A 23,638-nucleotide genomic window follows, 5' to 3' on the forward strand; every position below is an offset into this window, starting at 1 on the left:
ATGCCCATGAGCTCCAACCGCCCCGTGTTCTTTATCTCCGACAGCACCGGTATTACGGCCGAAACGCTGGGTCACAGCCTGCTGTCTCACTTCGACCGTACCCAGTTTACCGAAACGATTCTGTCTTTTATTGATACGGAACAGAAAGCACGCAATGCCATCGACCGGGTCGCCAAAGCCGCACGCGAATCCGGATTGCAACCGATTATCATTGAAACCATCATCGATCCGAAAATACGCGCCATAGTACACGACAGCGACGCCCATACCGTCGACATCATCTCCACCTTTCTCGGGCCTTTGGAACAACTGCTGGGACAGGCCTCTAACATACGCATCGGTCGACCCGAAGTTTCAGCCAATTATGGCCACTACCAGCGCCGTATGGACGCCATGCAATTTGCGCTTGAGAACGACGATGGCCGCCGCCTGCACCACTATGACAAGGCCGACATTATTCTGGTTGGAGTTTCACGCAGCGGTAAGACACCCACCAGCATTTTCCTGGCGCTGCAAGCGAACGTTTATGCCGCCAACTACCCGCTGACCGACGACGATTTTGAAGAAGCCAGAATGCCCAAGGCACTGGAGCCCTACCGTAACAAACTGTACGGCCTGAGCATCGATCCGAAACGGCTGAACCAGATCCGAGACGGCCGCAAAGCCGACAGCGACTACGCTTCGCTGCGCCAGTGTGAGGATGAGGTCCGTATGGCCGAAGCCCTGTTCCGGCGTTTCGGGATTCCCTTTATCGATACGACGCGGCTGTCGATTGAGGAAATCTCCACCCGAATCATCGTCGACAAAGGCCTGCGTGACCGGATCAGAACGGTCAATTAACGAACACTTCGGTATTCCTGGTCGGACGTCTGTGGCGAATAGACCTGTTGCCACAATTGCCCTTTCCGGGCGCGAAAAAAAGCCGCACAGCTGTAGAGGTAAAACATCCACAGTCGCTGAAACCGCTCATCGTAGCGGTCGGACAAATCGGGCCAGGCGGCATCGACTCTTTGTGCCCAGGCCATCAGCGTGCGGTCGTAATCCGGCCCGAAATTATGCCAATCTTCCAGCCGGAACAAACCCAGGCTGGCGTTGTTGATCTCACGCCGCGACGGCACTTTGCCATTGGGGAAAATGTATTTGTTGATAAAGGGCTCAGGGGCCGCAGTGTCGGCTTCTTCGCCTATGGTATGCAGCAGAAAAAGGCCATCTTCAGCCAGCAGTTGATGCGCCGTCTCAAAGAAAGTGCGGTGATTTTTGGCACCGACATGTTCAAACATGCCAACGGAGACAATACGGTCAAACCGACCTGACAAACTGCGGTAATCGGCCAGACGAATATCGACCGGCAGACCGGCGACTTTTTGCTGTGCCAGTACCTGCTGCTCCTGACTGACCGTCACTCCTACTACCTCAACCTGGTAGTGCCGGGCCAGATGTTCAGCCAGCCCACCCCAGCCACAACCGATGTCCAACACCGTCTGGCCGGGCTTCAAATCAAGTTTGCGACAAATAAGATCGATCTTGGCCTGCTGCGCCGCAGCCAGGTCGTTCGCCCCTGCCCAATAGCCACAGCTGTACATCATACTGTCGTCGAGCATGCGCCCAAACAGGTCATTGCCAATATCGTAATGCACTTTTCCGACCGTGAAGGCGCGACGGTCGGTCTGAAAATTAATCAGCTTGAACGCCAGACCCCGACAGGCATCCTTAACGCGCACCAGTGCTGGCATGCGTGTCTGCACTCCGGTTCTCAATAATCGGGTTACGAGCTCATCGACGCGGTAGCTATTCCACCAGCCGTCAACATAAGACTCTGCAAGCCCTACTGACCCATGGCGAAGCAAACGTCTATACAACCGGGGGTCGTATACCTGCAGATCCCAGGGGCGATCGCCCTGAACCCGGATATCCGCCTGATCCAACACACGTTTTATCCAGGCGGGTGGGTGCACATCCGGAAGTGCCAGCAGCGCTCGCTGAGTGCCGCTACCAACCCTCCGCCCGTCCGGTTGGGCGTTTTCTGTATTATCGCTTTTTTGAGCAATCTTAGTCGTCATAACCACCCCCCTTCTGAATCTGTTTTCAATGAGACAGAACAAACCAGCTATTCAGGGTAACCGTGCACTGCTGTGAGTACTCAAACGACTTATCACACTCCGGTGACACCAACTGTCTCCAACTATTCTGTTACTGATAGCTAAGCACTCCATGGCCAGAGTATCAACCCAGAATGCCTTAATCGGGTTTATTTAAAAATTCCAACGTAGCAGCATTACGTTCAGATTGCCGGAGCAGGCCTCAAATACCGCCCAGCACCCAGGCGAGTACCAGAGGAATCGACACAATACTCAGTGCATTGGAAAACATCACCATAGCAGCTACCTGTTCCGGCTGCTGATTATAGCGTTCAGCGACAAGATAGTTCAGAACGGCTGGAGGCAAGGCACCAAACAGAATTAACATGGCTTGCTGAACCGGTGACAGATCCAACATCAGCGTCAGCGGCCAGGCCACCATCAGGCCCAGTATGGGTGACGCAATTGCACTGATCACACCGATCCGCCAACCACTGAGGTCGAGATTGACCAGCCGAACGCCGAGCGCAAACAGCATCAGCGGAACCGCAATATCCCCCAATAACGCCAGCGACCGGATCAGCCAGTCGGGTAAATGCACACTGAAACCGGCAATCGCCAGCCCAACGGCTGCAGCAATGATCATGGGGTTTCTTAACACATGCAGTAGATGAGTCCGTGGATTAAGCAGCCAGGCGCCCACGGTAAAATGCAGGGTATTCTCAACAATGAACAGAATCACAGCCGCCGGCATGTATTCTTCACCAAAGGTAAAAAGCATTAACGGCAAGCCCGTATTGCCGCTGTTGCGAAACATCATCGGTGGTACAAAGGTTTTCCAGCTGACCCCAATGGCCCTGGCCAGATAATAAGCGCCGATACCAGGCAGCAGGGTCACGATGATCGCGCCCATGGCCAGCGGGGCATAATCACCCAAATCTACCGGACGCGAAGCAAAAACGCTGAGAATCAGGAAAGGCGTAAACACATCGATATTGATGCGATTGGCCGCTTCCATATTCGGAGCGTGTTTGCGCCCATACAGAAACCCGACCAGTACCACCAAAAAAATAGGCACCACAATGCCCGCTATACGCTCAACCATCGTACTCAACCCAATTCATTAAACAGGAACAGCCCACAAGGCGGCGCATGAGACTCAGTACTGCGCTTGCCGATTGGGCAACCGCCAGACCCAAAGCACCCACAAAACGGCAAAATTCAACTCGAACAGACGTTGCCACAAGCCGGGTAACCACTCGCGCTGCCAGGCGGCCAGCTGCAGAACCAGAAAGGCTAGCACCAGAGTCCCCTTCAGTACCCTCATGCCTTTGACGGAGGGCAACGGGACCAGTTTGACGCCTGATACAACAGCACCCGCGCTCAGCACCCAGATCACTGTGCTGTGAATCAGTTGGCTGCCACTGCCCGTCGCCGGGCAACCCAGATCGCAGGGAAACACCACACTGACGATGTAGCTAGCCGCAAAGGCAATGACGCCAAAACGCACCCAGGGGTCCATTTTGCCGGGTTCCAGCGCTTTGCGCGTGGCTTCCACGGCCCCCATCCAAAAGGCACCGACCAGTAAGAAGGCACCATTGGCGACCGACCGGTTAGGCATATCCAGAGCACCCAGTTCGCTAATGAACTGGGCGCTGCTATAACCAGGCACCTGAGAACCCAGTACCCACGGCAAGGTCACTAACAGAATGGCAGCCAACATAGACAACATCAGGGCTTTGTTGTTCACATAGTTTCCTTGTTTATAAGCCGGTCAACGAGGCGCAGAGCTTACCGGGACAGACCCGGGTCGTACAGGGCTCAAACAGATTTTGCTTTCTGGCCGAACTGCTGAATAATAGCGGCCCGTTTCACCCACTCACAACCGGGTTTTGCCTCTGCCATGTTAGCGCTGCTCTCATCCAGACTTTCCGGAATCGCCCTGCCGACCACCTTGCTGTGGCTTTTTCTCTGCCTGACTGCAACCGCCGCTGCAGATGGCGGAGTTCATGCCAGGCCAAGTGCTGACTGCCGGGTAAAAGGCCACCCCAAACGCCGTAGTTGAACCAGTGACTAACCAGTCACCACTCAAAAGATGGAGCGAAACTGTGCCCTTAGCGTTAATTCTAATTATTGGTATTTTCACCCTTGGCTATCTGGCCATCATTGCCGAACACACTTTAAAAATAGATAAGACCGCACCGGCTATCATGAGCGCGGTCCTGTGCTGGACGGTTTATATCCTGTTTGCAGGCGATCTTATCGCCATCGAAACCCTGCCCGCCTGGTTTTTGGAGGAGCACGCCAATCTTGACCAGGAAGCGCTGATTCATACCTGGGTCGGGGAACATCAGTTGCTGAGTTTCCTGGGAGAGATTGGCTCGATCCTGTTCTTCCTGCTCGGCGCCATGACCATCGTCGAATTTGTGGATGCCTACGGCGGCTTTGCCATTATTACCGACCGAATCAAAGCCACTTCCACTGTCACCTTGCTGTGGATGATTGCTGTGCTGGCATTTTTCATGTCGGCCGCGTTGGATAACCTGACCACCACCATTGTGATGATCTCCTTGATTCGCAAACTGATTGCCAGCCGACAGGAACGTCTGTTTTTCGCTGGCATGATTGTTGTGGCCGCCAACGCCGGAGGTGCCTGGTCCCCCATTGGCGACGTGACCACCACCATGCTTTGGATCGGTGGTCAAATTACCACTCTGGCGATTGTTAAATCGCTGTTTCTGCCATCGCTGATTTGCCTGCTGGTACCGATGCTCTACCTAACCTGGTCATTACGCGGCCAGACGATACACCCACCCCAGGCCATGCCCTACAAACAGGATGCCGACCAGGTGACCCGCCATCACCGAAACATTATTTTCACTGTAGGCATTCTGGGTTTGTTGTTTGTGCCTATCTTTAAAACCGTTACCCATCTGCCGCCTTTTATGGGCATGATGCTGAGCCTCTCGGTGTTGTGGGTTGTCAGTGAAATCATTCACCACCGTGCCGACTACGATGACGATACCGAGCTGCACATTACCCGCGTGCTGAAACGCATCGACACTCCAAGCGTACTGTTCTTTCTCGGTATTTTGCTGGCCGTATCGGCGCTGGAAGCCACTGGTTTGCTGGCTTCACTGGCCAGTACCCTGGATGAGTCGATCGGCAACATCAATGTCATCGTGTTTATGATCGGACTGATGTCTGCCATCATCGACAACGTCCCCCTGGTCGCTGCGACCATGGGCATGTATGACCTGTCGGTCTATCCGACCGATGCACCGATGTGGGAGTTTCTGGCCTATTCTGCCGGTACCGGTGGCAGCTGCCTGATCATCGGATCAGCAGCGGGCGTAGCCGCCATGGGCATGGAGCGCATCAGTTTTTTCTGGTATCTGAAACACATCGCCCCGCTGGCACTGATGGGTTATATCGGTGGCGCTGTCTTTTATCAGTGGGTGTACTAACTCACGTTCAAAAAAAAACCGAACGCCAGGCGTTCGGTTTTTTTGTGTCCGGATTATTCAAAGCATCCGAACAAAGCCAATCAATAGCTGACCTGACTTAACCATTCACTTCCTGGAAAGTGGCATGCATTTCCTTCGACGGTTCTGCCGATGCAACACTGCCAACATAGACAGCAATCGCAGAAAACAAGAAACCCGGAACAATTTCATATATATCGAAAATGCCACCGGTCAACTGTTTCCAAACCACAACGGTAATACCACCCACCAGAATACCGGCAATGCAACCTACCCGGTTCATGCGATTCCAGTACAGCGACAAAATAACCGCGGGGCCAAAGGCAGCACCGAACCCAGCCCAGGCATAAGACACCAGCGCCAACACCGAGCTGTCATCATCCAGCGCGAAGAACCAGGCCACAACGGCGATCAATACCACAGCACCACGACCAATCTTTATCAATGATGCCGGATCAGCATCCTTGTTGAAGATCGACTTGTAGAAATCTTCAGTCAGCGCCGATGAAGACACCAGCAACTGAGAATCAGCCGTAGACATAATCGCTGCCAGGATCGCTGCCAGCAGAATGCCTGCTACCAGAGGGTGGAATAAAGCCTGAACCAGACTGATAAAGACCGTCTCACCATCCGGCAAGCCGGTTTCGAAATAGCCAATGCCCGCAATACCCACCAACAAGGCACCGGCCATACCCAAAAACGTCCAGGTAACGGCGATGCGACGTGCACGCTTCACTTCATTGCGATCTTTAATGCCTTTGAAACGAGCCAGAATGTGCGGCTGTCCAAAGTAACCCAGACCCCAGGCCAGTGATGATATAATCGCGATCAGTCCCAGAGACGAGCCATCCGCATTGGTAAACATGCTGACCAGATTCGGATTTTTCGCTTCGAGTACTGCAGTGGGGCCATCACCGATAACCATCAATGCAAACACGGGAACAATGATCAGTGCGGCGGCCATCAGCAGACCTTGAACCAGATCGGTCCAGGAGACGGCCAGGTAGCCACCAAAGAGGGTATAGGAAACCACCATGATGGTGCCTATGGTCACCGCAATGGTGTAATCCCAACCAAATACCGTTTCGAACAACTTGCCACCGGCAACCAGACCGGAGCTGGTATAGAACAGGAAGAACAGCAAAATAAAGAAGGCAGAAATCGCGCGAATGGCGACCTTGTCTTCAAAACGATTGCTGAAATACTGAGGCAAGGTCAGGCTGTCTGATGCCGCTTGTGAATAAGCACGCAAACGTGGCGCGACGATCAGCCAGTTCAGGTAAGTACCTGCCAGCAAGCCTACCGCAATCCAGGCCTCACCCATGCCAGAGGCGTAAATGGCACCTGGCAGGCCGAGCAGCAACCAGCCAGACATATCGGAAGCGCCGGCCGACAGTGCAGAAGGCCAGGCACCCAACGAACGGCCGCCCAGAATGTAGTCAGATAAATCGGTGGTGCGGCGGTAGGCCCAAAGGCCAATCCACATCATCCCCGCGAGGTAAATAATAAAGGTCACACTGACCGCTAAGGTGTTGCTCATAATGTACTCCGAGTTCTAGTTGTTGTGATCGATTATGAAATCGAGCGCTCTCTCGCTCTGCTTCCTGACACCCGCGCCTTCCATTACATGGGGGAGTCGATCCGGCGTGCAGAAGAGGTATAGAAGGTAACTCCACACCCCCGGATCCAGTCAGGGCAGTTAGGTGTGGCTACGACATCAGCCACAGCCCGCCAGGTACAGAAAGTCGGGTTTCAACTTTCCGGCACCCGGTATCATTCTCCGGAATAAGCCGGTCGAACGATTCAGTTGCCTTGCTGGCAATGCCAGCGCGGCGGAATCCTCAGTCTTCACTTTCCAGTGACAGCAGGCTGGCATTGCCGCCGACAGCGGTGGTGTTGATGGTACGTACCCGCTCAGTAGCGAAGCGCTTGATGTAATTCGGCCCACCAGCTTTCGGACCAGTACCGGAGAGACCACGACCGCCAAATGGCTGTACACCCACTACCGCACCAATCTGATTACGGTTGACGTAGCAGTTGCCGACCCGGACCCGGGCCTCAATGTAAGCCGCCGTGGCTTCATTGCGGCTGTGAATGCCGAGCGTCAGGCCATAGCCAGTTTTATTGATATCTGCGATTACGTTATCCAAATCGCTAGCTTTAAACCGGTAGATGTGCAACACAGGACCAAATTGCTCCCGTCCCAGTTCATCGAGACCATCAATCTGAATCGCAACGGGTGGTATGAAATAACCGTGGCTGGTGTGTTCACTCAGTTTGGCTTCAGCCAACACCCGGTCTTTCTTGCGCCAGCCATCTACGTAGTCGGTCAGGCCGGTCAGTGCTTTCTGATCGATCACCGGACCGCAATCGGTTTGATAAAATTGCGGATTACCCATCTCGATGCGGCTCAGTGCACCGCCAATCAGTTCGATGATACGATCGGCGACATCGTCCTGAACGCAGAGTACGCGCAGTGCAGAACAACGCTGACCAGCGCTGGCAAAGGCCGAGCCCATAACGTCATCGACCACCTGCTCAGGCAACGCCGTCGAATCGACAATCATGGCGTTCTGACCACCGGTTTCGGCAATGAAGGTGGGCATGGCACCTGTACGTTCCGCCAGAGTGCGGTTGATCAACTGTGCGGTTTCGGTTGAGCCGGTAAAGGCAATGCCGACCAACCGCTCATCACTCAGCACCGCATTGCCGATGACCGGTCCGGAGCCTGGCAGGTACTGCAACACCTCACCCGGAATACCGGACTGGTGAAACAACTCAACGGTACGCCCGGCAATCAGCGAGGTACTTTCAGCCGGTTTAGCCAACACCGTGTTACCCGCTACAAGAGCGGCACAGATCTGGCCGGTAAAGATGGCCAGCGGAAAGTTCCAGGGACTGATGCACAGGAATACACCCCGGCCTGCGTAGTAATGCTCGTTGCTTTCACCGGTTGGACCGGGAAGCAGCGTCGGTTCATTCATATTTTCGCGAGCCTGTACCGCGTAGTAGCGGCAAAAATCAACGGCCTCGCGCACTTCATCGATGCTGTCCTGCAGCGACTTGCCTGCTTCGCGTGCGCACAGCGCCATCAGTTCAGCGGTGTTCTCTTCCAGCAAACCGGCCAGTTTATCGAGGCAGGCAGCACGCTTGATCGCTGGTGTTCGATTCCAGCCAAACCAGGCCTGATCGGCCGTCGCTAATGCCTGCTGCGCCATGTCGGCATCGGCGAAGTGTACCTGGCCCACTGCCTGGCGGGTGTCGTACGGGCTTTTGATTTCAATCACGTCGGAGGTTGCTATGGCGTTACCCGCCAACAAGGGTTTTTGTACCCATTGGGTGTCGTTCCAGGCATCAATGGTGTGCATCAGCGGTTCTCGTTCAAAGGCTACAGACAAGTTATATCCCTGGGAATTACGGCGGCTGTCGCCGTAGATTTCGGAGGGCAGCACTATTTTCGGGTTGCGGTACACGGCCCGGCTTTTAGCCAGTTCAACCGGAGAAGAGACCAGATCGCCAACCGGGGTTTCGGCATCGACCAGACGGTGTACAAATGAGGAGTTCGCACCGTTTTCCAGCAGCCGACGGACCAGATATGGCAGTAAATCCTTATGAGCACCCACCGGCGCGTAGATGCGCACCCGGTGCTTGTCTTCACTGAGCAAGGTGTCGTACAGCGCATCGCCCATGCCGTGCAGACGCTGGTATTCGAAGTCACGCTCCGGCCGTTGGCGCGAAAACTCAGCGATAACGGCGACGGTGTGAGCGTTGTGAGTTGCGAACTGGGGGTAAATATAGCCGTCAGCCTCGGCACTCATCAGATAGCGGGCGCAAGTAATGTAGGAAACATCGGTGTTTTCCTTGCGCGTAAACACCGGGTAGTCCGCCAGACCCAACACCTGAGCGTGTTTGATTTCTGTATCCCAATAAGCCCCTTTGACCAGACGTACCGGGATCATGTCACCCTGTACTTTGGCCAGAGCAGTCAGGTAGCCCAGCACAGCCAAAGCCCGCTTGGAATAGGCCTGAATAACCAGACCAAAATTACCCCAGCCTTTGGCCGCATCGCTGTGGTAAACCTGTTCAAACAATCGCAGTGACAGTTCCAGACGATCAGCTTCTTCAGCATCGATGGTAATGCCCACGCCCAGGCTGCGCGCTTCACCAACCAGATCCGTAACACGCTCGGCCAGTTCAGTCATCACCCATTCCTGATGCGATTCTTCATAGCGCGGGTGCAAGGCTGACAGCTTGATGGAAATAGTCGGTTTGGGGGCATCATCACCCCATTCATCCATACGCGCTCCAAGCGTCTGAACGGCATTGCGGTAGGACTGGAAATAGCGTTCGGCATCCGGATCGGTAAACGCCGCTTCGCCCAGCATGTCGAAGGAATAGGTGTAGCCCTTCTTGCGATAGGACTTGCCGTTTTTGATGGCTTCTTTAATGGTGCGCCCAAGCACGAACTGCTTGCCCATTATGCGCATGGCCTGGTTCATTGCAGCACGAATAACCGGTTCACCAGCGCGGTTAATCAGTTTTGACAGCAAGTTCGCCGGCGACGTTTCACGGCTTTCGAGCGAGGTAACCCGGCCGGTCAGCATCAACCCCCAGGTCGAGGCATTGACCAACAGCGAATCCGACTTGCCCATGTGATGTTTCCAGTCCGCCACCGACAGTTTGTCGCGGATCAGATCGTCGGCTGTTTCCGGGTCCGGCACGCGCATCAACGCTTCAGCCAGACACATCAGGATCACACCTTCTTCGTTGTCCAGACTGTATTGTTGCAACAACTTATCGACAGCATGGGTGACATCACCCTGGCTACGTACCCGTTCTACAATGCGCCGCGCGGTGGCTTCAATCGCTTTGGTACTGTCTGCACCCGGCTCGGCGATCTCTACCAGTTGCGCCATGTACTCGTCTTCATCGACGGCGTACTGATCTACGATGAACTGGAACCACTGCTGCGGTGCCAGATCCCGGTATTCCCCTGCTACTACCCGAGCGGCGTCAAACTGAGTCATCACCATCCTGCCTGAACCATCTATTGGAGTTATTCAGACACAGTAGCCGAGTCAGGCTGGTCAGCGATTGTCAAAAACGGGGCTTTTTTTGTTAAATAATCCGTAAATGAGGGAATGACGCAGGACAATAAAAGACGTGGGACATGAAAAGACGCGAAACACTAAGGGACGCAAAACATTAAAAGACGCGACACATATAAGACGTCCAACCCGCTAAACACCGAGGCTCCGGCGTCTTTTCGTGTTTCGCGTCTTTCCATGTCCTACGTCAGTTAACGTTACTCTTACGGACCTGCCCCGGGGAATGGCCGGTGCGGTTTTTTACGGCGTGAGTGAGTGCACTCTGGTTGCTGAAGCCGGTTTCCAGGGCGATGTCGGCAATGGAATGGGATGAACAGCGCAATAGCCAGATCGCCTGGTCGAGACGCATTTTCATGACGTACTGATAGGGTGTCATCCCGGTAACCTGGCGAAACCGCAAGTGAAACTGGCTGATGCTCATATGACACAGGTTGGCCATGTCGGTTACCGACACCTTGTCTTGCAACCGCTGGCGGATCATCTGGTCGATTCTCGACAAATCGAATCGACCCAGCGATTCCTGGCCCGGCACAGCGCGGCCAGTCAGGCGTTGATAGAGGCTATGCAGAAGCAATGCACTGACATGTTGCTGCATATGCGGGTCGTGGCCGAACTGATCGATCTCCCGGGCCATGGCGGTCAGCAGGCTGGCGAACTGGGCATCCAGTTGGAAGTAATGGGGCTTGTCGAACAGGCGGCACAGCATTTCATGGTCGATGCTGCTATCGATAGATGCATCCGCTGAAAAATCCAGCACCACCATGCGGTTATCACCCAGGCCCTGAAAGGCATGGTCGCTCTGGGTGGGAACCAGGCAGCCATTGCCGAGGCACAGCTGATCGCCGCCCTCGCCTTCGAGTTCAAAGGCCGCATTACCCTCAAATCCGAGCACGACCTGATGGTGACTGTGGTGGTGTCGGTCACCCGTTTGAGGCATTTGCTCCAAACGACTCAATCCTCCTAACCACATAGCACACTCCCATAGGTGTTGAACAGATACCGGCGATAAACCGGCATCAACGTTAGCCTCATACCATACGCCCTGCCACCAGACTCGCCAAGCGATCAGATCTATTTAGGCAAGCCGTTAGGTAATCCACCCCTGCCAGCCTGCCCCAACAAAGTGCGAAAACACGCCCCAAAGGCGGCAATTGCACCGAGATACGGCGTTATTGGCCAACAAGACGCCGTAAAGCGCTGATTTTAAAGGCACAGCCCTTGCAATAACAAGCAAACACCCTGTACCAGCCCAATAAGTAGGATCCCACCTTGCGCGTATGAACATTCTTGTTATTGACCAGCAACTCGAACGCGCCCAAATTCTGGAGACCGCGCTCACGGCACTCGGCTACGCCGTAGTGATTCGCTCGCCGGACGAGCATCGCATCTATCAGTTGGTCGAATCTTTTCAACCCGACGTGGTGATCGTTGACGCCCAGTCTCCCGACCGGGACATGCTTGAAGATGTAGCACTCACGTCCGACCGGACCCCGCGACCGATCATTTTCTTTGCCGAAGACGATGATGACACCGTTATTCGCGATGCCATCGCTGCCGGGGTCAGCGCCTACATTGTCGATGGCCTTCAGGCCAGTCGGGTCAACACCATTATCAAGGTTGCCATCTCCCGGTTTGAGGCGTTTCAGGCCCTGCGCGGCGAGCTGCGCAAAACCCGCGACGAGTTGGCCGAACGCAAGGTCATTGACCGGGCCAAGGGCTTGCTGATGAAGCACCGCCAGTGCGACGAGGCCGCCGCCTTTGGTGCCATGCGCAAAATGGCGATGAACAAAAACGTGTGCCTGGTCGACATCGCCCAGGACGTACTGATGCTGTTTGATGAGTAACCCAACACCGCACCACCAAGATTCCTATTCAGCCGATCCGACCGCTGGTGATGGTTCTGCGCCTGATCGGGTGTGCCCTGCCTGCAACACAGACGCAGCTGGGGCCGGCCTTGAAAGCCGTAATAGAGGAGCGTCATCGGTTAGACCAGCCCAGGCTGGTGTTTGGTACGGTGTTTCCCATGTCGATGCACACCGTGGGAAAATGTTTTCAAAAAGATGACACCGGTACTCGACAGTGAAAATTCAACCGATTCAGAGACTTAGAAAGCTGCTGTAAAAAATGCCTCCCACCGGCTGATTTTTTCTTTTAAAACCCTCTTTTCAGCCCCTGCTGTCCTCTGTATTATGCGCGACCCGCTGACCACTGAGCCTTTGGCAAACGGTTGTCAAAGCGCTGACGGGAGACCTGTATGAGTAAAGCAGCGTCGGCACCGGAGCCTAACCGGCACAATCCGGTTGCCAAGTTCAATCCGCATCGTGGCGAGGCTTTTAACGATCGTAAAAAGTCGGCCAAACGCGGATACCACAAGCACCGCCCAGACTGGGCATAACATCAACCCACTTTATCCAAAGCGATACCGGGAGCCCCATCATGATCCGTTTCACAGTCGATACCGTTCGTGTTCTCATTCACGTCAGCCCGCGCGGCGTGTTTGAGGACCTGTCTGACTGGGATCAGGAGGTCGTAGGCTCATATTCAGTGGATGTGTCCGCCAAGCTGGACAAGGAAAGCTGGGCCGACGCGGCACTCGATGCCTTTCACGGCTCTATTGCGGTAGATGATGAAGACGCCCTCGATTTTCTGGTTGAAGACAGCCAGGGCAGTTTGTTGATCGGCTCTCAGGGTCATCTGCATGCGTCTCTGATGGACGAAGCAGAACTGGTTTAAATCACTCCGAGCAAGCACGGCGCACCTCTAAAGAGTGCGCCGGATTTACCCCTGCCTCACGTTCGATTAGTGGCCATGGTCCGCGTCGGCTACCGGTGATGCCTCTGCGGGGTCGGCGTAAATCCGTCCATGGAGCCTAGACCGCAGCATCCATGCTGCGGACTCCCCCGCACAGGCATCACCGGCACCCACCGCTTGCATTGTGCAAACCCCTAAAACTTAAATTAAAAACCAAGCCTAATCACTCATTGTGCTCCACGCGCATTACCAAACTACTAAACTTTTTCCTACTTATAGCCTTCTTAATTTAGTCCCAAGATCTGGACCTAATTGTGCCGCAATGGTGCGACTGCTGAGTTAACAGTCCACAAATAGCGCATAAAACCCTTTGCTATCGACATAATCCCCTCCCGCACGACAAGTCCACAACCCGCAATATAGAGCCTTCTCTCTGCCATTTTTTAACCTTGGCACGTTAATCGCTACAACTAAATTACAGTAATCGTCTTTGCACCGGACATAACCGACGAGCACAGGACGACTACCCCCCAGATTACTTGGCAACGGTGCCCTGTTCGCAAACTGCGGACTCGGCGCCGTTTTTTTTGCACGCCATTCAGCCACGCCGACTCAGGCAGACTGAGAGCATTGGGAAACTCTATGGAGACACTAACCATGACCTTCGCCGACCTTTCAATACCGCTACGCCAATCCATCACCCGGGCACTGGCGGGTATTATTCTGTGTTCAACACTGGGCGTTGCCCAGGCTGATCTTGGCTGGCCGGAAAAAGAAGCCCTGACCATTGGCTTTATCAAATTGACCGATATGGCCCCGCTGGCCATTGCTTATGAGAAAGGGTATTTCGAAGACGAGAGGCTGTATGTCACGCTCGAAGCCCAGGCCAACTGGAAAGTATTGCTCGACGGCGTTATTACCGGTGAACTGGATGGCGCTCACATGCTGGCGGGGCAGCCGTTGGCGGCAACACTGGGCTATGGCACCCAGGCGAACATCATTACCCCTTTTTCGATGGATCTTAACGGCAACGGCATCACTGTCTCCAACGATGTGTGGGCGAGTATGAAAGAACACATCCCGCACGAAGACGGTAAGCCAGTTCACCCAATCAGCGCAGAAGCCTTGCAACCGGTGGTAAATGAATACCGGAACCGTGGCGAGGCCTTCAAGATGGGCATGGTGTTCCCGGTCTCGACCCACAACTATGAAATTCGCTACTGGCTTGCTGCCGGTGGGCTTCATCCTGGTTATTACGATCCCGCCGGTGGTGACACCTCCGGTCTGGTCGACGCCGACGTACAGCTCAGCGTAACACCACCACCGCAAATGCCTTCAACACTGGAAGCGGGCACGATCAAGGGATACAGCGTTGGTGAACCCTGGAACCAGCAAGCCGTGTTCAAAGGCATTGGTGTGCCGGTTATTACCGATTATGAGATTTGGAAAAACAATCCGGAAAAGGTTTTTGGCATCACCGAAGAATTTGCCGAGGAATACCCAAACACGACGGTGCGTATGGTGCGTGCATTAATCCGCGCCGCCTACTGGCTGGACGAAGACAACAACGCTAACCGTGAAGAAGCCGTTCGAATTCTGTCTCAGCCCAAGTACGTCGGTGCGGATGAAGAAGTCATTGCCAACTCCATGACCGGCACCTTTGAATACGAACGGGGCGATGTTCGCTCCGTGCCCGACTTCAATGTCTTTTTCCGCTTCAACGCTACCTACCCCTACTATTCCGATGCCATCTGGTACCTGACCCAAATGCGTCGCTGGGGTCAGATTGAAGAAGAAAAAACCGATGACTGGTATTTAGACATGGCCGCCCGGGTGTATCGCCCCGATCTGTATCAGACAGCCGCCGCTAGCCTGATTGAAGAAGGGCTATTCAGTGCCGATCAGTTCCCCGCCTTTGCCAGCGAAACCGGCTTCAAACCGGAGCAAGAGGAATTCATCGACGGTATTCCCTACAACGGCCGCGAGCCCAATGCCTACCTGAGCCGTTTTCCGATTGGCCTGCAAGGTAGCAACGAGTAATCGTCCGGGGTGCGGTGTCATCCGCACTGGACCAACGCACCCCACTAACAGGACAGGAGACCGACATGACAGCACAGACCTTCACTCACCCCTGGCGCAAACTCAAGCTTACACTGAGCACCCGCCTGGCCGATTTCAACCCGGTGCAGTGGCTGACATCACTGCTGTTGCCCGCGATCGGCATCGCGATTTTTCTGATGCTGTGGCACCTTGGTGCCGGGCAGATCAATACCTCACTGGGTACCTTCCCGGGCCCGGGCGATGTGGTTGAACAGAGCCAGTCTTTATGGGAAGGCCATCAGGCTGAGCGAGCCAAGGAAAGTGCGTTTTACCAGCGCCAGGAAGAACGCAATGCGGCGCGTGTGGCAGACGACCCAAGCTACAGCCCGACCGTTCACAGCTACCCGGGCAAAGCGACGTTTATCGACCAGATTTTTACCAGTCTGTTCACCGTTCTGGCTGGTTTTCTGGTGGCCAGTGTCATCGCGATTCCCTGCGGTATTTTGATTGGCCTGTCGCGCTCAACCTACCAGGCGGTGAATCCGATTATCCAGATTTTCAAACCGGTCTCGCCACTGGCCTGGCTGCCGCTGGTGACCATGGTGGTCAGTGCGATCTATGTATCGGACGACCCGATGTTTGAAAAATCTTTCATCACGTCACTGTTCACAGTCACCCTGTGTTCGCTGTGGCCAACGCTGATTAATACCGCCGTTGGCGTGGCCAATATTGATCGCGACTTGCTGAACGTCAGCAAGGTATTGCGGCTGCCCACCCTGACCCACATTCGCAAAATCGTCATTCCATCGGCCATTCCGATGATGTTTACCGGTTTGCGCGTCTCACTGGGCATCGCCTGGATGGTGCTGATTGCCGCTGAAATGCTGGCGCAGAACCCAGGGTTGGGAAAATTCGTCTGGGATGAATTCCAGAACGGCAGTTCCGATTCACTTGGTCGCATAATGGTAGCGGTACTGGCCATTGGTTTAATCGGCTATGCACTGGATCGGGTCATGCTGTTGATGCAGCAAGCCGTTAGTTGGGACAAAACCAGTGAACAACGCTGACCAACACAACGACACACCAAGTACTGAACCCTTTTATGCGCCAGGAGATCTATCATGACTCAGACACACCTCGAACTGACTGGCGTTGGCATTGACTTCCCAACGCCCAAAGGCCCCTTCACCGCCTTGCACAACGTGAACCTGAAGGTTCGCGACGGTGAATTCGTCTCTCTGATCGGGCATTCCGGTTGTGGCAAAAGTACCGTACTCAACATTGTTGCAGGCTTGCACCAGGCAACGCGCGGCGGTGTTTTACTAAACGGAAAAGAAGTGGACGAACCCGGCCCGGAACGGGCTGTAGTGTTTCAAAACCACAGCCTTCTGCCCTGGTTAACCGCCTGGGAAAACGTTGAACTGGCGGTAAAACGCGTGTTTGGCAAAACCAAAAGCCGGGCTGAAATGAAAGACTGGATTACCCACAACCTGGAACTGGTGCACATGGCTCATGCCATGCACAAACGCCCCGGTGAGATTTCCGGTGGTATGAAGCAACGGGTCGGCATTGCCCGGGCACTGGCCATGCAGCCGAGTGTTTTGTTACTGGATGAACCCTTTGGCGCACTGGACGCCCTGACGCGTGCGCACCTGCAGGATTCACTGATGGAGATTCAGGCGCAGCTGGGAACAACGGTGCTTATGATCACCCACGATGTCGATGAAGCCGTGCTGTTATCCGACCGCATCGTGATGATGACCAATGGCCCCTCGGCTACCGTCGGTCAGATTTTGGAGGTTGATCTGGAGCGACCGCGCAATCGTCTGACACTGGCCGACGATGTGCATTACAACCATCTGCGCTCTGAAGTGCTGACGTTTCTGTACGAAAAACAGCTCAAAGTCGAGCCTATTTCGGCTCGAGCCAAGGCCTCTACTCAGGCAAAAAATAATACCGAGGTTGCCTGATACCCTCCTGAAACAGGGTACGCTGCGTACCCTGTTTATTGATCTTTTTTATAACAACACTTCAAAAAAACCAGAACAAATAGGTCGCCGTTCCGTGATATTTTGTTATTTCATTACAGTTCAGTGGCCTGTCAACTGGCCTGGGAAAGGCTTTCGGAAATTGGCCGTTACTGAGCAACAAAGCTGACTACACGGGCAGGCCGCAAGGCATGGCCACCATTGGAGAAGCCGCTAAAGGGATGGTAGCGTAAAGACCTTAACGCACTCCTCAGGATCCCATCGCCCCATGGCGTACCACAGTTATTTACACCTTGTATCAAGCTATCAACAGGATCGCACGGCCATCAATGGCCTGATCGAATCGATTGTCTCCAGCCTGGACCGGATCAGCCTGCTTACCGACCCCAAGGCACAAAAAGAAGAAGTCGCTCACCTGAGCCGGGCCTACCCGTTCATCGAAATGCTGTACAGCCTGGACGCCAGCGGCTGCCAGCTACTGCCTTCAGCCTACGGCCAGGGCATTACCGAGCCAACAAGACGCACCCTCGGGCAACATAGTGATCGCAGCCACCGGCCGTATTTTCAGGCCGCTCATCGAAACCCCGGTGCCATCACCGTCTCTGAACCTTATTTGTCGAGTGCAACGCACCGGCTGGCTATTTCGGCCGTACTGCGCTTTAACCGCAGCGACGGTGACGCAAACCCTTCTGAAACACCCGGGTACCTGGTGCTTAATCTAAACCTGCAGGCGCTGATCGCCTATCTGAACAACGATCAGTTGCGTTATCGTTTTCACCCGGCCTTTCGGGCCGTCTACGCACTGATCGGGTCGGTATTGATCGCGGTATCCGGTCTGTTGCTCTGGGCATCGCTGGAATCACTGCTGGGCACTCTATTAACCCCCAGTCACATCGCGACCGACTCCTTCGGTGTCGTCATTCTCATTACGCTGAGCCTGGCGATTTTTGACCTTGGCAAAACCATCATCGAAGAAGAAGTCTTTGTACACAAAGACATCCACCACCATGGCTCGACGGAAAGAACCATAACCCGCTTCATGTCTGCTATTCTGATAGCGATCTCGATCGAGGCGTTATTGCTGATGTTCAAATCACTGCTGGGTGAGAGCAATCAACTGATCCAGGCGGTGTATATGATGTTGTCGGCCGTGGCCCTATTGATAGGGCTCGGTATTTACCTGAAACTGAGTCGGCCCGAAGGTAGCAATGGCAGTTAACTGAGTCACCCCGCTACTGGAGTTCGGGTCTAACCGGTGGCACTAGTCCGCACCGACCGCCGGGGTCACTCCTGTGGGGTCGGCGTGAATCCATCCATGGAGCCTAGACCGCAGCATCCCTGCTGCGGACTACCCCACAGGAGTAACCCCGGCAATCGCTGCTCGCGCTTTTGGCGAACTCCAAAACCAAAATACAAAACAACCTGACAGGGTGCCATGAAACAGCTCGAATTTTTCGACATACCCAGCCCCTGCATCGGCGTTTGTGAATCCGGTGCCAGGGGCTATTGTCGCGGTTGTTTTCGTTCCCGGGCCGAACGGCAGTATTGGTTTCAGGCTGACGATGAAGCCAAGCGTTTGATTATTCGTGCCTGCCAGGTACGCAAGCTTCGTTTCGAGCGAGCCAAATCCAGCCTGACATCTGAACCATCACCACCGCAAGAAGCCCTCTTTCCCAATCTCGACGAAGATTTTGGCAGTAATTCCGAACGCTAAATTCAGAGTTCACAACTCAAGTTTCGGAGTTCGCCATGGAGACGAGCGCCGACTGCCGGGGGTTGCCCCGGTAGTCGGTGCGGACCAATGCCACTGAATTTCCCCGAACTCCGGAACTCGACGTCCAAATAAAGCCGTGCAGGTCGGTGAGCCATGCACTACTTTCTGTCGTATCGCCGTGCCAATCCTTCGGAGGCCGTCATGTCACTCGATCATCTGTCTACAGAACTGGTGGATCTGCGTTGTCCTTATTGCGACGCCAGTATTCATCTCATCGTCGACCCGACGGAAGACAGTCAGGAATACACCGAAGACTGTGAAGTCTGCTGCCAGCCGATGGTGGTTTTCACCGAGGGCGACAACATTGTGCGCCTGGCGCGCGAAGACGAGTAGTTCTCCCGGCATTATGCCCCAACACAGAACACCTCCCCCTCTGCCTGGCCCTTCTTGGTGCAAAAACAGGCGGCTTTCAGGATGATTTCTGACTAACCCCCTGATTTTAAGAGGTTTTTTCAAAGTGTCGGAAGTTGGCACGCCCTTCGCTATATAGAACTTAGTCATCACAGATCAGAGTCTGGCTTGCCAGTGCTCTGAAATGAGGTGGCCTTACACTGTGATTTGCGTATCGAGCATTGGCGCTCTTGGGGAAACCCAAGAGCGTCTTTTTTTTGCCTGGCCGAAACCGGCTGGTACTGGCGAGGGGCCATATGAACCAGGGGCGTTTACTGATCATCGGGCATGGTATGGCCGCGACCCGGCTGCTGCAAAAGCTGGTCGAGCGTGGCTATGAGGGCTCCTTGACCGTCATCGGAGCAGAAGGTGGCGTGGGTTACAACCGTATCCAACTAACCCCCTGGCTGGCCGGTGAAGTCAGCGAGGCCAGTATGGATCTGGTCTCCGATACCTGGTACCGGGAACACCGGATTTACCGAGTCAAGCAGGATGCCGTTGCATCTCTGGATCCGGCTGGCCAGGTCACTTTGAAATCCGGCCGCACCCTGCCCTTCGATACAGCGGTACTGGCGACGGGTGCCGTACCCCGGTTTCCCGACCTGCCCTTTGCGCCTCAGCCCACCATTCGCGCGTTTCGCAACAAAGCCGATGGGCATTGGCTGAAAGCTTTGCCAGAAAACCAGTCCGTGGTGGTGGTTGGCGGTGGCCTCCTTGGTCTGGAAGCGGCCTGGGGCCTGCGTGCCCTGGGGCATAACGTCAGTCTGGTGCACCGCAACAGCCACCTGATGAACCGGCAGCTGTCAGCACCCACGGCGGCGTATCTCGCCCGGGCTGCCAGGCAGGCGGGTATTCAACTGCATCTGTCCAACGAACTGAGTCACATTAATGCCGACCCGGTACTGACATCCGTTCAGTTGAGCGGCGGCGAAACACTGAGTGCCGATGTGCTGATCGCCGCTGCCGGTATCGCACCGCATCGTCAGCTCGCCGAAGACGCGGGCCTGGCGGTAAACCGGGGCATTCTAATCAACGATCAAATGCGCACCAGCCACCCGCGCATTTTCGCACTGGGCGAATGCGCGGAATTCAATGGTGAGACCTTTGGTCTGGTCGCACCGGCTTACCAGCAGGCCGAGGTACTGGCTTCCGTGCTCTGTGCTGAACCCGCGCACTGGGCTCCGCAGCAAAGTACTACTCGTTTAAAAATTTCCGGTCTCGATGTGGTCTCACACGGGCGTATCGACCACCCCGACGCACGACATCTCACCCTGGATGCACCGGGCCTCAACCAGTGTCGGCGGCTGCATTTTCTGCACGACCGGCTGATCGGTACCGAGATGATCGGTATCCGCACCCATCTTGAGCTTTATCAAAGCCTGATTGACCAACAGACCCCCATCAACGATGCCCGCGCCGTGATGCTGGGCTCTGTCAGGGCGGCCTAGGAGAACACTATGACCCTACACTCGACGAACACAGTGACACAGACTCCGCGCCAGCTGATCATTATCGGCAATGGCATGGTCGGTCATCATACTGCCATGAGCTTCCTGGAATCCACCGGTGATGCGAAAGACTGGGCGATACACATTATCGGCGAAGAACCCTACAGCGCTTACGACCGGGTGCATTTATCGGAATATTTTCAGGGCAAAACCCACGCCGATCTGGCGCTGGGAACGAGCGAGCAATACCAACGCCTTGGCATACACACCCATCTGGGCGTGGCCGCACAATGCATCGATCGCGATGCCAAAACCGTGACCCTGGCTGACGAGTCGGTGCTGCCTTACGACGCTTTGATTCTGGCCACCGGCTCCTACCCTTTCGTACCCCCGATTCCCGGGCACGATCTGCCTTCCTGTCTGGTTTACCGGACTCTGGATGACCTTGATTCAATTCGCAATGCAGCCAGCGATGGCAGTGTCGGCGTTGTCATCGGCGGCGGCTTGCTTGGCCTTGAAGCCGCTAATGCCCTTAAATCACTCGGACTCGAGACTCATGTCATTGAGTTCGCGCCACAACTGATGCCGGTGCAGCTCGATAGCGACGCCGGCACCCTGCTGCGCAATAAAATTCAGGCGCTGGGTGTTCAGGCCCACGTCAATACCGCGACGAAATCCATTACCACCGACGACCAGGGTCGTACCGTTCTGACCTTTGCCGAGGGCGACCCTCTGGTCACTGACGTGGTGGTTTTTTCCGCTGGTATTCGCCCTCAGGATACGCTGGCGCGAGACGCTGGTCTGACGCTCGGTGAGCGTGGTGGTGTTGCCATCAACAACCAGTGTCAGACCTCCGACCCGGCCATTTACGCGGTCGGCGAAGTTGCCTTATGGAACAACGCCATCTTCGGTCTGGTAGCACCCGGTTACCGTATGGCCGAAACCGCCGCGGCCCACCTGGCCGGTGGCGAAGCTTCGTTCACCGGGGCTGATATGAGTACCAAACTGAAGCTGCTCGGGGTGGATGTCGGTGCCATTGGGGATGCTCATGCCCGCAGTGCCGGTGCCCTGACCTATCGCTACAGCAACGAGCGTTCTGGTGTTTATCGCAAGCTGGTCACCAGTGCCGATGGCACTCGCCTGCTCGGTGCCATTCTGGTCGGCGACAACAGCCTGTACGACACCTTGCTGCAGTACTACCTGAACGACATTACCCTGCCGAAAGAACCGGACAGCCTGATTCTACCAAGCAGCGAAGGCGCGCCCCAGCTGGGTGTCGATGCGCTGCCGGATACTGCCACTCTGTGTTCCTGCCTCAACGTCACCAAAGGCGACGTCATCGGCGCCATCGATGATGGCTGTTGTTCGCTGGGTGAGGTAAAAACCGAAACCCGGGCCAGCAGCGGCTGCGGTGGTTGCGCCGCCATGCTGAAACAGGTGGTCGACGCGACACTGGAAGCACGCGGTGTCGAAGTCGATCATTCGTTGTGTGAACACTTCCGCTACACCCGCCAGGAATTGTTCTATCTGGTGCAGGTCGGACAGATCAAAACCTTTGATGCCCTGATTCATGAGCATGGCCAGGGCCTCGGATGCGACATTTGCAAACCCACCGTGGCCTCCATTCTCGCCAGTTGCTGGAATGAAGGCGTGCTGGAACCGGCCCATGTCAAATTGCAGGACACCAACGACACCTTTCTGGCCAACATGCAAAAAGACGGTACTTACTCAGTGGTACCGCGCATCGCTGGCGGTGAAATCACCGCCGATAAACTGATTGTGATCGGCGAAGTCGCCAAAGAATACGACCTGTACACCAAGATCACCGGCGGCCAGCGCGTCGATTTGTTCGGTGCCCAGTTGCACCAGTTACCCGCTATCTGGAAACGGCTGATCGACGCCGGATTTGAAACCGGCCAGGCCTATGGCAAGTCGGTACGCACAGTGAAATCCTGCGTCGGCAGCACCTGGTGCCGTTATGGCCAGCAGGACAGCGTCGGTATGGCCATTTTATTGGAGAACCGTTACAAGGGCCTGCGCGCGCCGCACAAGCTGAAATTCGCGGTCTCCGGCTGCACCCGCGAATGCGCTGAGGCGCAGAGCAAGGACATCGGTGTTATAGCCACCGAGCACGGCTGGAACCTGTACGTCTGCGGTAACGGCGGTATGAAACCGCGCCATGCCGATCTGTTTGCGACCGATCTCGACGACGTCACCCTGATCAAAACCATCGACCGGCTGCTGATGTTCTACATCAAAACCGCCGACCGTTTGCAACGCACCGCCCGCTGGATGGAAAACCTGGAAGGCGGTCTCGACTACCTGAAAGACGTCATCCTCAACGACTCATTGCAACTGAATGATGACCTGGAACACCAGATGGCACGCATCGTTGAATCTTACGAGTGCGAGTGGAAGGCTGTGCTCGACGACCCGGAAAAACTGAAACGCTTCCGCACCTTCGTCAACAACGACAGTGCCGACAGCAACGTGGTGTTTGTTAAGGAACGCGAGCAGATTCGCCCGGCCCGGGACGACGAAAAAGCCAAGTTGATTGCGACCGCCTGAGGAAACCG

The 23,638-nt window shown here is 55.1% G+C and carries 19 protein-coding genes; 13 read left to right on the forward strand and 6 right to left on the reverse strand.

Translation table 11 applies throughout. From position 1 onward, the window contains the following. The first annotated feature begins 6 nt into the window (after positions 1-6). The gene (locus tag WEB54_RS02655) at positions 7-840 is read left to right on the forward strand and encodes a pyruvate, water dikinase regulatory protein (protein ID WP_368053103.1); all 834 of its coding nucleotides are present in this window, start codon (positions 7-9) and stop codon (positions 838-840) included. Here WEB54_RS02655 and cfa read toward each other — a convergent pair. From cfa to WEB54_RS02670, 3 genes are all read right to left on the reverse strand, one after another. Beyond that, positions 837-2,060 (reverse strand): cyclopropane fatty acyl phospholipid synthase, encoded by a 1,224-nt coding sequence (cfa, locus tag WEB54_RS02660; RefSeq protein WP_368053104.1) that lies wholly within the window; start codon positions 2,058-2,060, stop codon positions 837-839. The two genes, WEB54_RS02655 and cfa, sit on opposite strands and share 4 nt — an antisense overlap. Before the next feature lie 241 nt (positions 2,061-2,301). Next, positions 2,302-3,183, reverse strand: a complete 882-nt coding sequence (locus WEB54_RS02665; RefSeq protein WP_368053165.1) for an AEC family transporter — start codon at positions 3,181-3,183, stop codon at positions 2,302-2,304. Between the two features lie 54 nt (positions 3,184-3,237). Then, complete coding sequence (locus WEB54_RS02670) at positions 3,238-3,828, reverse strand: DUF998 domain-containing protein (RefSeq protein WP_368053105.1); 591 nt, start codon at positions 3,826-3,828, stop codon at positions 3,238-3,240. 358 nt (positions 3,829-4,186) lie between these two features. Between WEB54_RS02670 and nhaD the strand changes: the two genes are divergently transcribed. Then, positions 4,187-5,545, forward strand: coding sequence for a sodium:proton antiporter NhaD (gene nhaD / locus WEB54_RS02675; protein ID WP_368053106.1), 1,359 nt, complete (start codon positions 4,187-4,189; stop codon positions 5,543-5,545). A gap of 97 nt (positions 5,546-5,642) precedes the next feature. Here nhaD and putP read toward each other — a convergent pair whose 3' ends face one another. The 3 genes from putP to WEB54_RS02690 form a co-directional block, all read right to left on the reverse strand. Then, on the reverse strand, positions 5,643-7,106 hold the full coding sequence (gene putP, locus WEB54_RS02680) for a sodium/proline symporter PutP (RefSeq protein WP_368053166.1): 1,464 nt from the start codon (positions 7,104-7,106) through the stop codon (positions 5,643-5,645). A 298-nt stretch (positions 7,107-7,404) separates the two neighbouring features. After that, positions 7,405-10,590 carry a bifunctional proline dehydrogenase/L-glutamate gamma-semialdehyde dehydrogenase PutA gene (gene putA / locus WEB54_RS02685; protein WP_368053107.1) on the reverse strand — a complete coding sequence of 1,062 codons (3,186 nt, stop codon included), beginning with the start codon at positions 10,588-10,590 and terminating at the stop codon, positions 7,405-7,407. A gap of 268 nt (positions 10,591-10,858) precedes the next feature. Further along, a complete protein-coding gene (locus WEB54_RS02690) occupies positions 10,859-11,641 on the reverse strand; it encodes a helix-turn-helix domain-containing protein (protein ID WP_368053108.1) in 783 nt (260 codons plus the stop codon). A 307-nt stretch (positions 11,642-11,948) separates the two neighbouring features. Here WEB54_RS02690 and WEB54_RS02695 point away from each other — a divergent pair, with 307 nt between their 5' ends. From WEB54_RS02695 to nirB, 11 genes are all read left to right on the forward strand, one after another. Next, positions 11,949-12,515, forward strand: coding sequence for an ANTAR domain-containing response regulator (locus WEB54_RS02695; RefSeq protein ID WP_368053109.1), 567 nt, complete (start codon positions 11,949-11,951; stop codon positions 12,513-12,515). Between the two features lie 410 nt (positions 12,516-12,925). Then, the gene (locus tag WEB54_RS02700; protein WP_368053110.1) at positions 12,926-13,066 is read left to right on the forward strand and encodes a hypothetical protein; all 141 of its coding nucleotides are present in this window, start codon (positions 12,926-12,928) and stop codon (positions 13,064-13,066) included. Between the two features lie 41 nt (positions 13,067-13,107). Then, positions 13,108-13,404 carry a hypothetical protein gene (locus WEB54_RS02705; RefSeq protein WP_368053111.1) on the forward strand — a complete coding sequence of 99 codons (297 nt, stop codon included), beginning with the start codon at positions 13,108-13,110 and terminating at the stop codon, positions 13,402-13,404. 660 nt (positions 13,405-14,064) lie between these two features. After that, a complete protein-coding gene (locus tag WEB54_RS02710) occupies positions 14,065-15,462 on the forward strand; it encodes a CmpA/NrtA family ABC transporter substrate-binding protein (protein WP_368053112.1) in 1,398 nt (465 codons plus the stop codon). Positions 15,463-15,527: 65 nt separating this feature from the next. Beyond that, positions 15,528-16,529, forward strand: a complete 1,002-nt coding sequence (locus WEB54_RS02715; protein ID WP_368053113.1) for an ABC transporter permease — start codon at positions 15,528-15,530, stop codon at positions 16,527-16,529. Positions 16,530-16,583: 54 nt separating this feature from the next. Continuing rightward, positions 16,584-17,432 (forward strand): ABC transporter ATP-binding protein, encoded by an 849-nt coding sequence (locus WEB54_RS02720; protein ID WP_368053114.1) that lies wholly within the window; start codon positions 16,584-16,586, stop codon positions 17,430-17,432. 286 nt (positions 17,433-17,718) lie between these two features. Then, positions 17,719-18,669: a hypothetical protein gene (locus WEB54_RS02725; RefSeq protein WP_368053115.1), complete on the forward strand. Its 951-nt coding sequence runs from the start codon at positions 17,719-17,721 to the stop codon at positions 18,667-18,669. Between the two features lie 216 nt (positions 18,670-18,885). After that, complete coding sequence (locus WEB54_RS02730) at positions 18,886-19,164, forward strand: DUF1289 domain-containing protein (protein WP_368053116.1); 279 nt, start codon at positions 18,886-18,888, stop codon at positions 19,162-19,164. A gap of 201 nt (positions 19,165-19,365) precedes the next feature. Then, positions 19,366-19,557 carry a CPXCG motif-containing cysteine-rich protein gene (locus WEB54_RS02735; protein ID WP_368053117.1) on the forward strand — a complete coding sequence of 64 codons (192 nt, stop codon included), beginning with the start codon at positions 19,366-19,368 and terminating at the stop codon, positions 19,555-19,557. Between the two features lie 314 nt (positions 19,558-19,871). Beyond that, positions 19,872-21,062, forward strand: a complete 1,191-nt coding sequence (locus WEB54_RS02740) for an NAD(P)/FAD-dependent oxidoreductase (protein WP_368053118.1) — start codon at positions 19,872-19,874, stop codon at positions 21,060-21,062. Between the two features lie 9 nt (positions 21,063-21,071). After that, the gene (nirB, locus tag WEB54_RS02745) at positions 21,072-23,630 is read left to right on the forward strand and encodes a nitrite reductase large subunit NirB (RefSeq protein WP_368053119.1); all 2,559 of its coding nucleotides are present in this window, start codon (positions 21,072-21,074) and stop codon (positions 23,628-23,630) included. Positions 23,631-23,638 lie beyond the last annotated feature (8 nt).

The organism is Saccharospirillum sp. (assembly GCF_040881935.1).
Lineage (GTDB): Bacteria > Pseudomonadota > Gammaproteobacteria > Pseudomonadales > Natronospirillaceae > Saccharospirillum.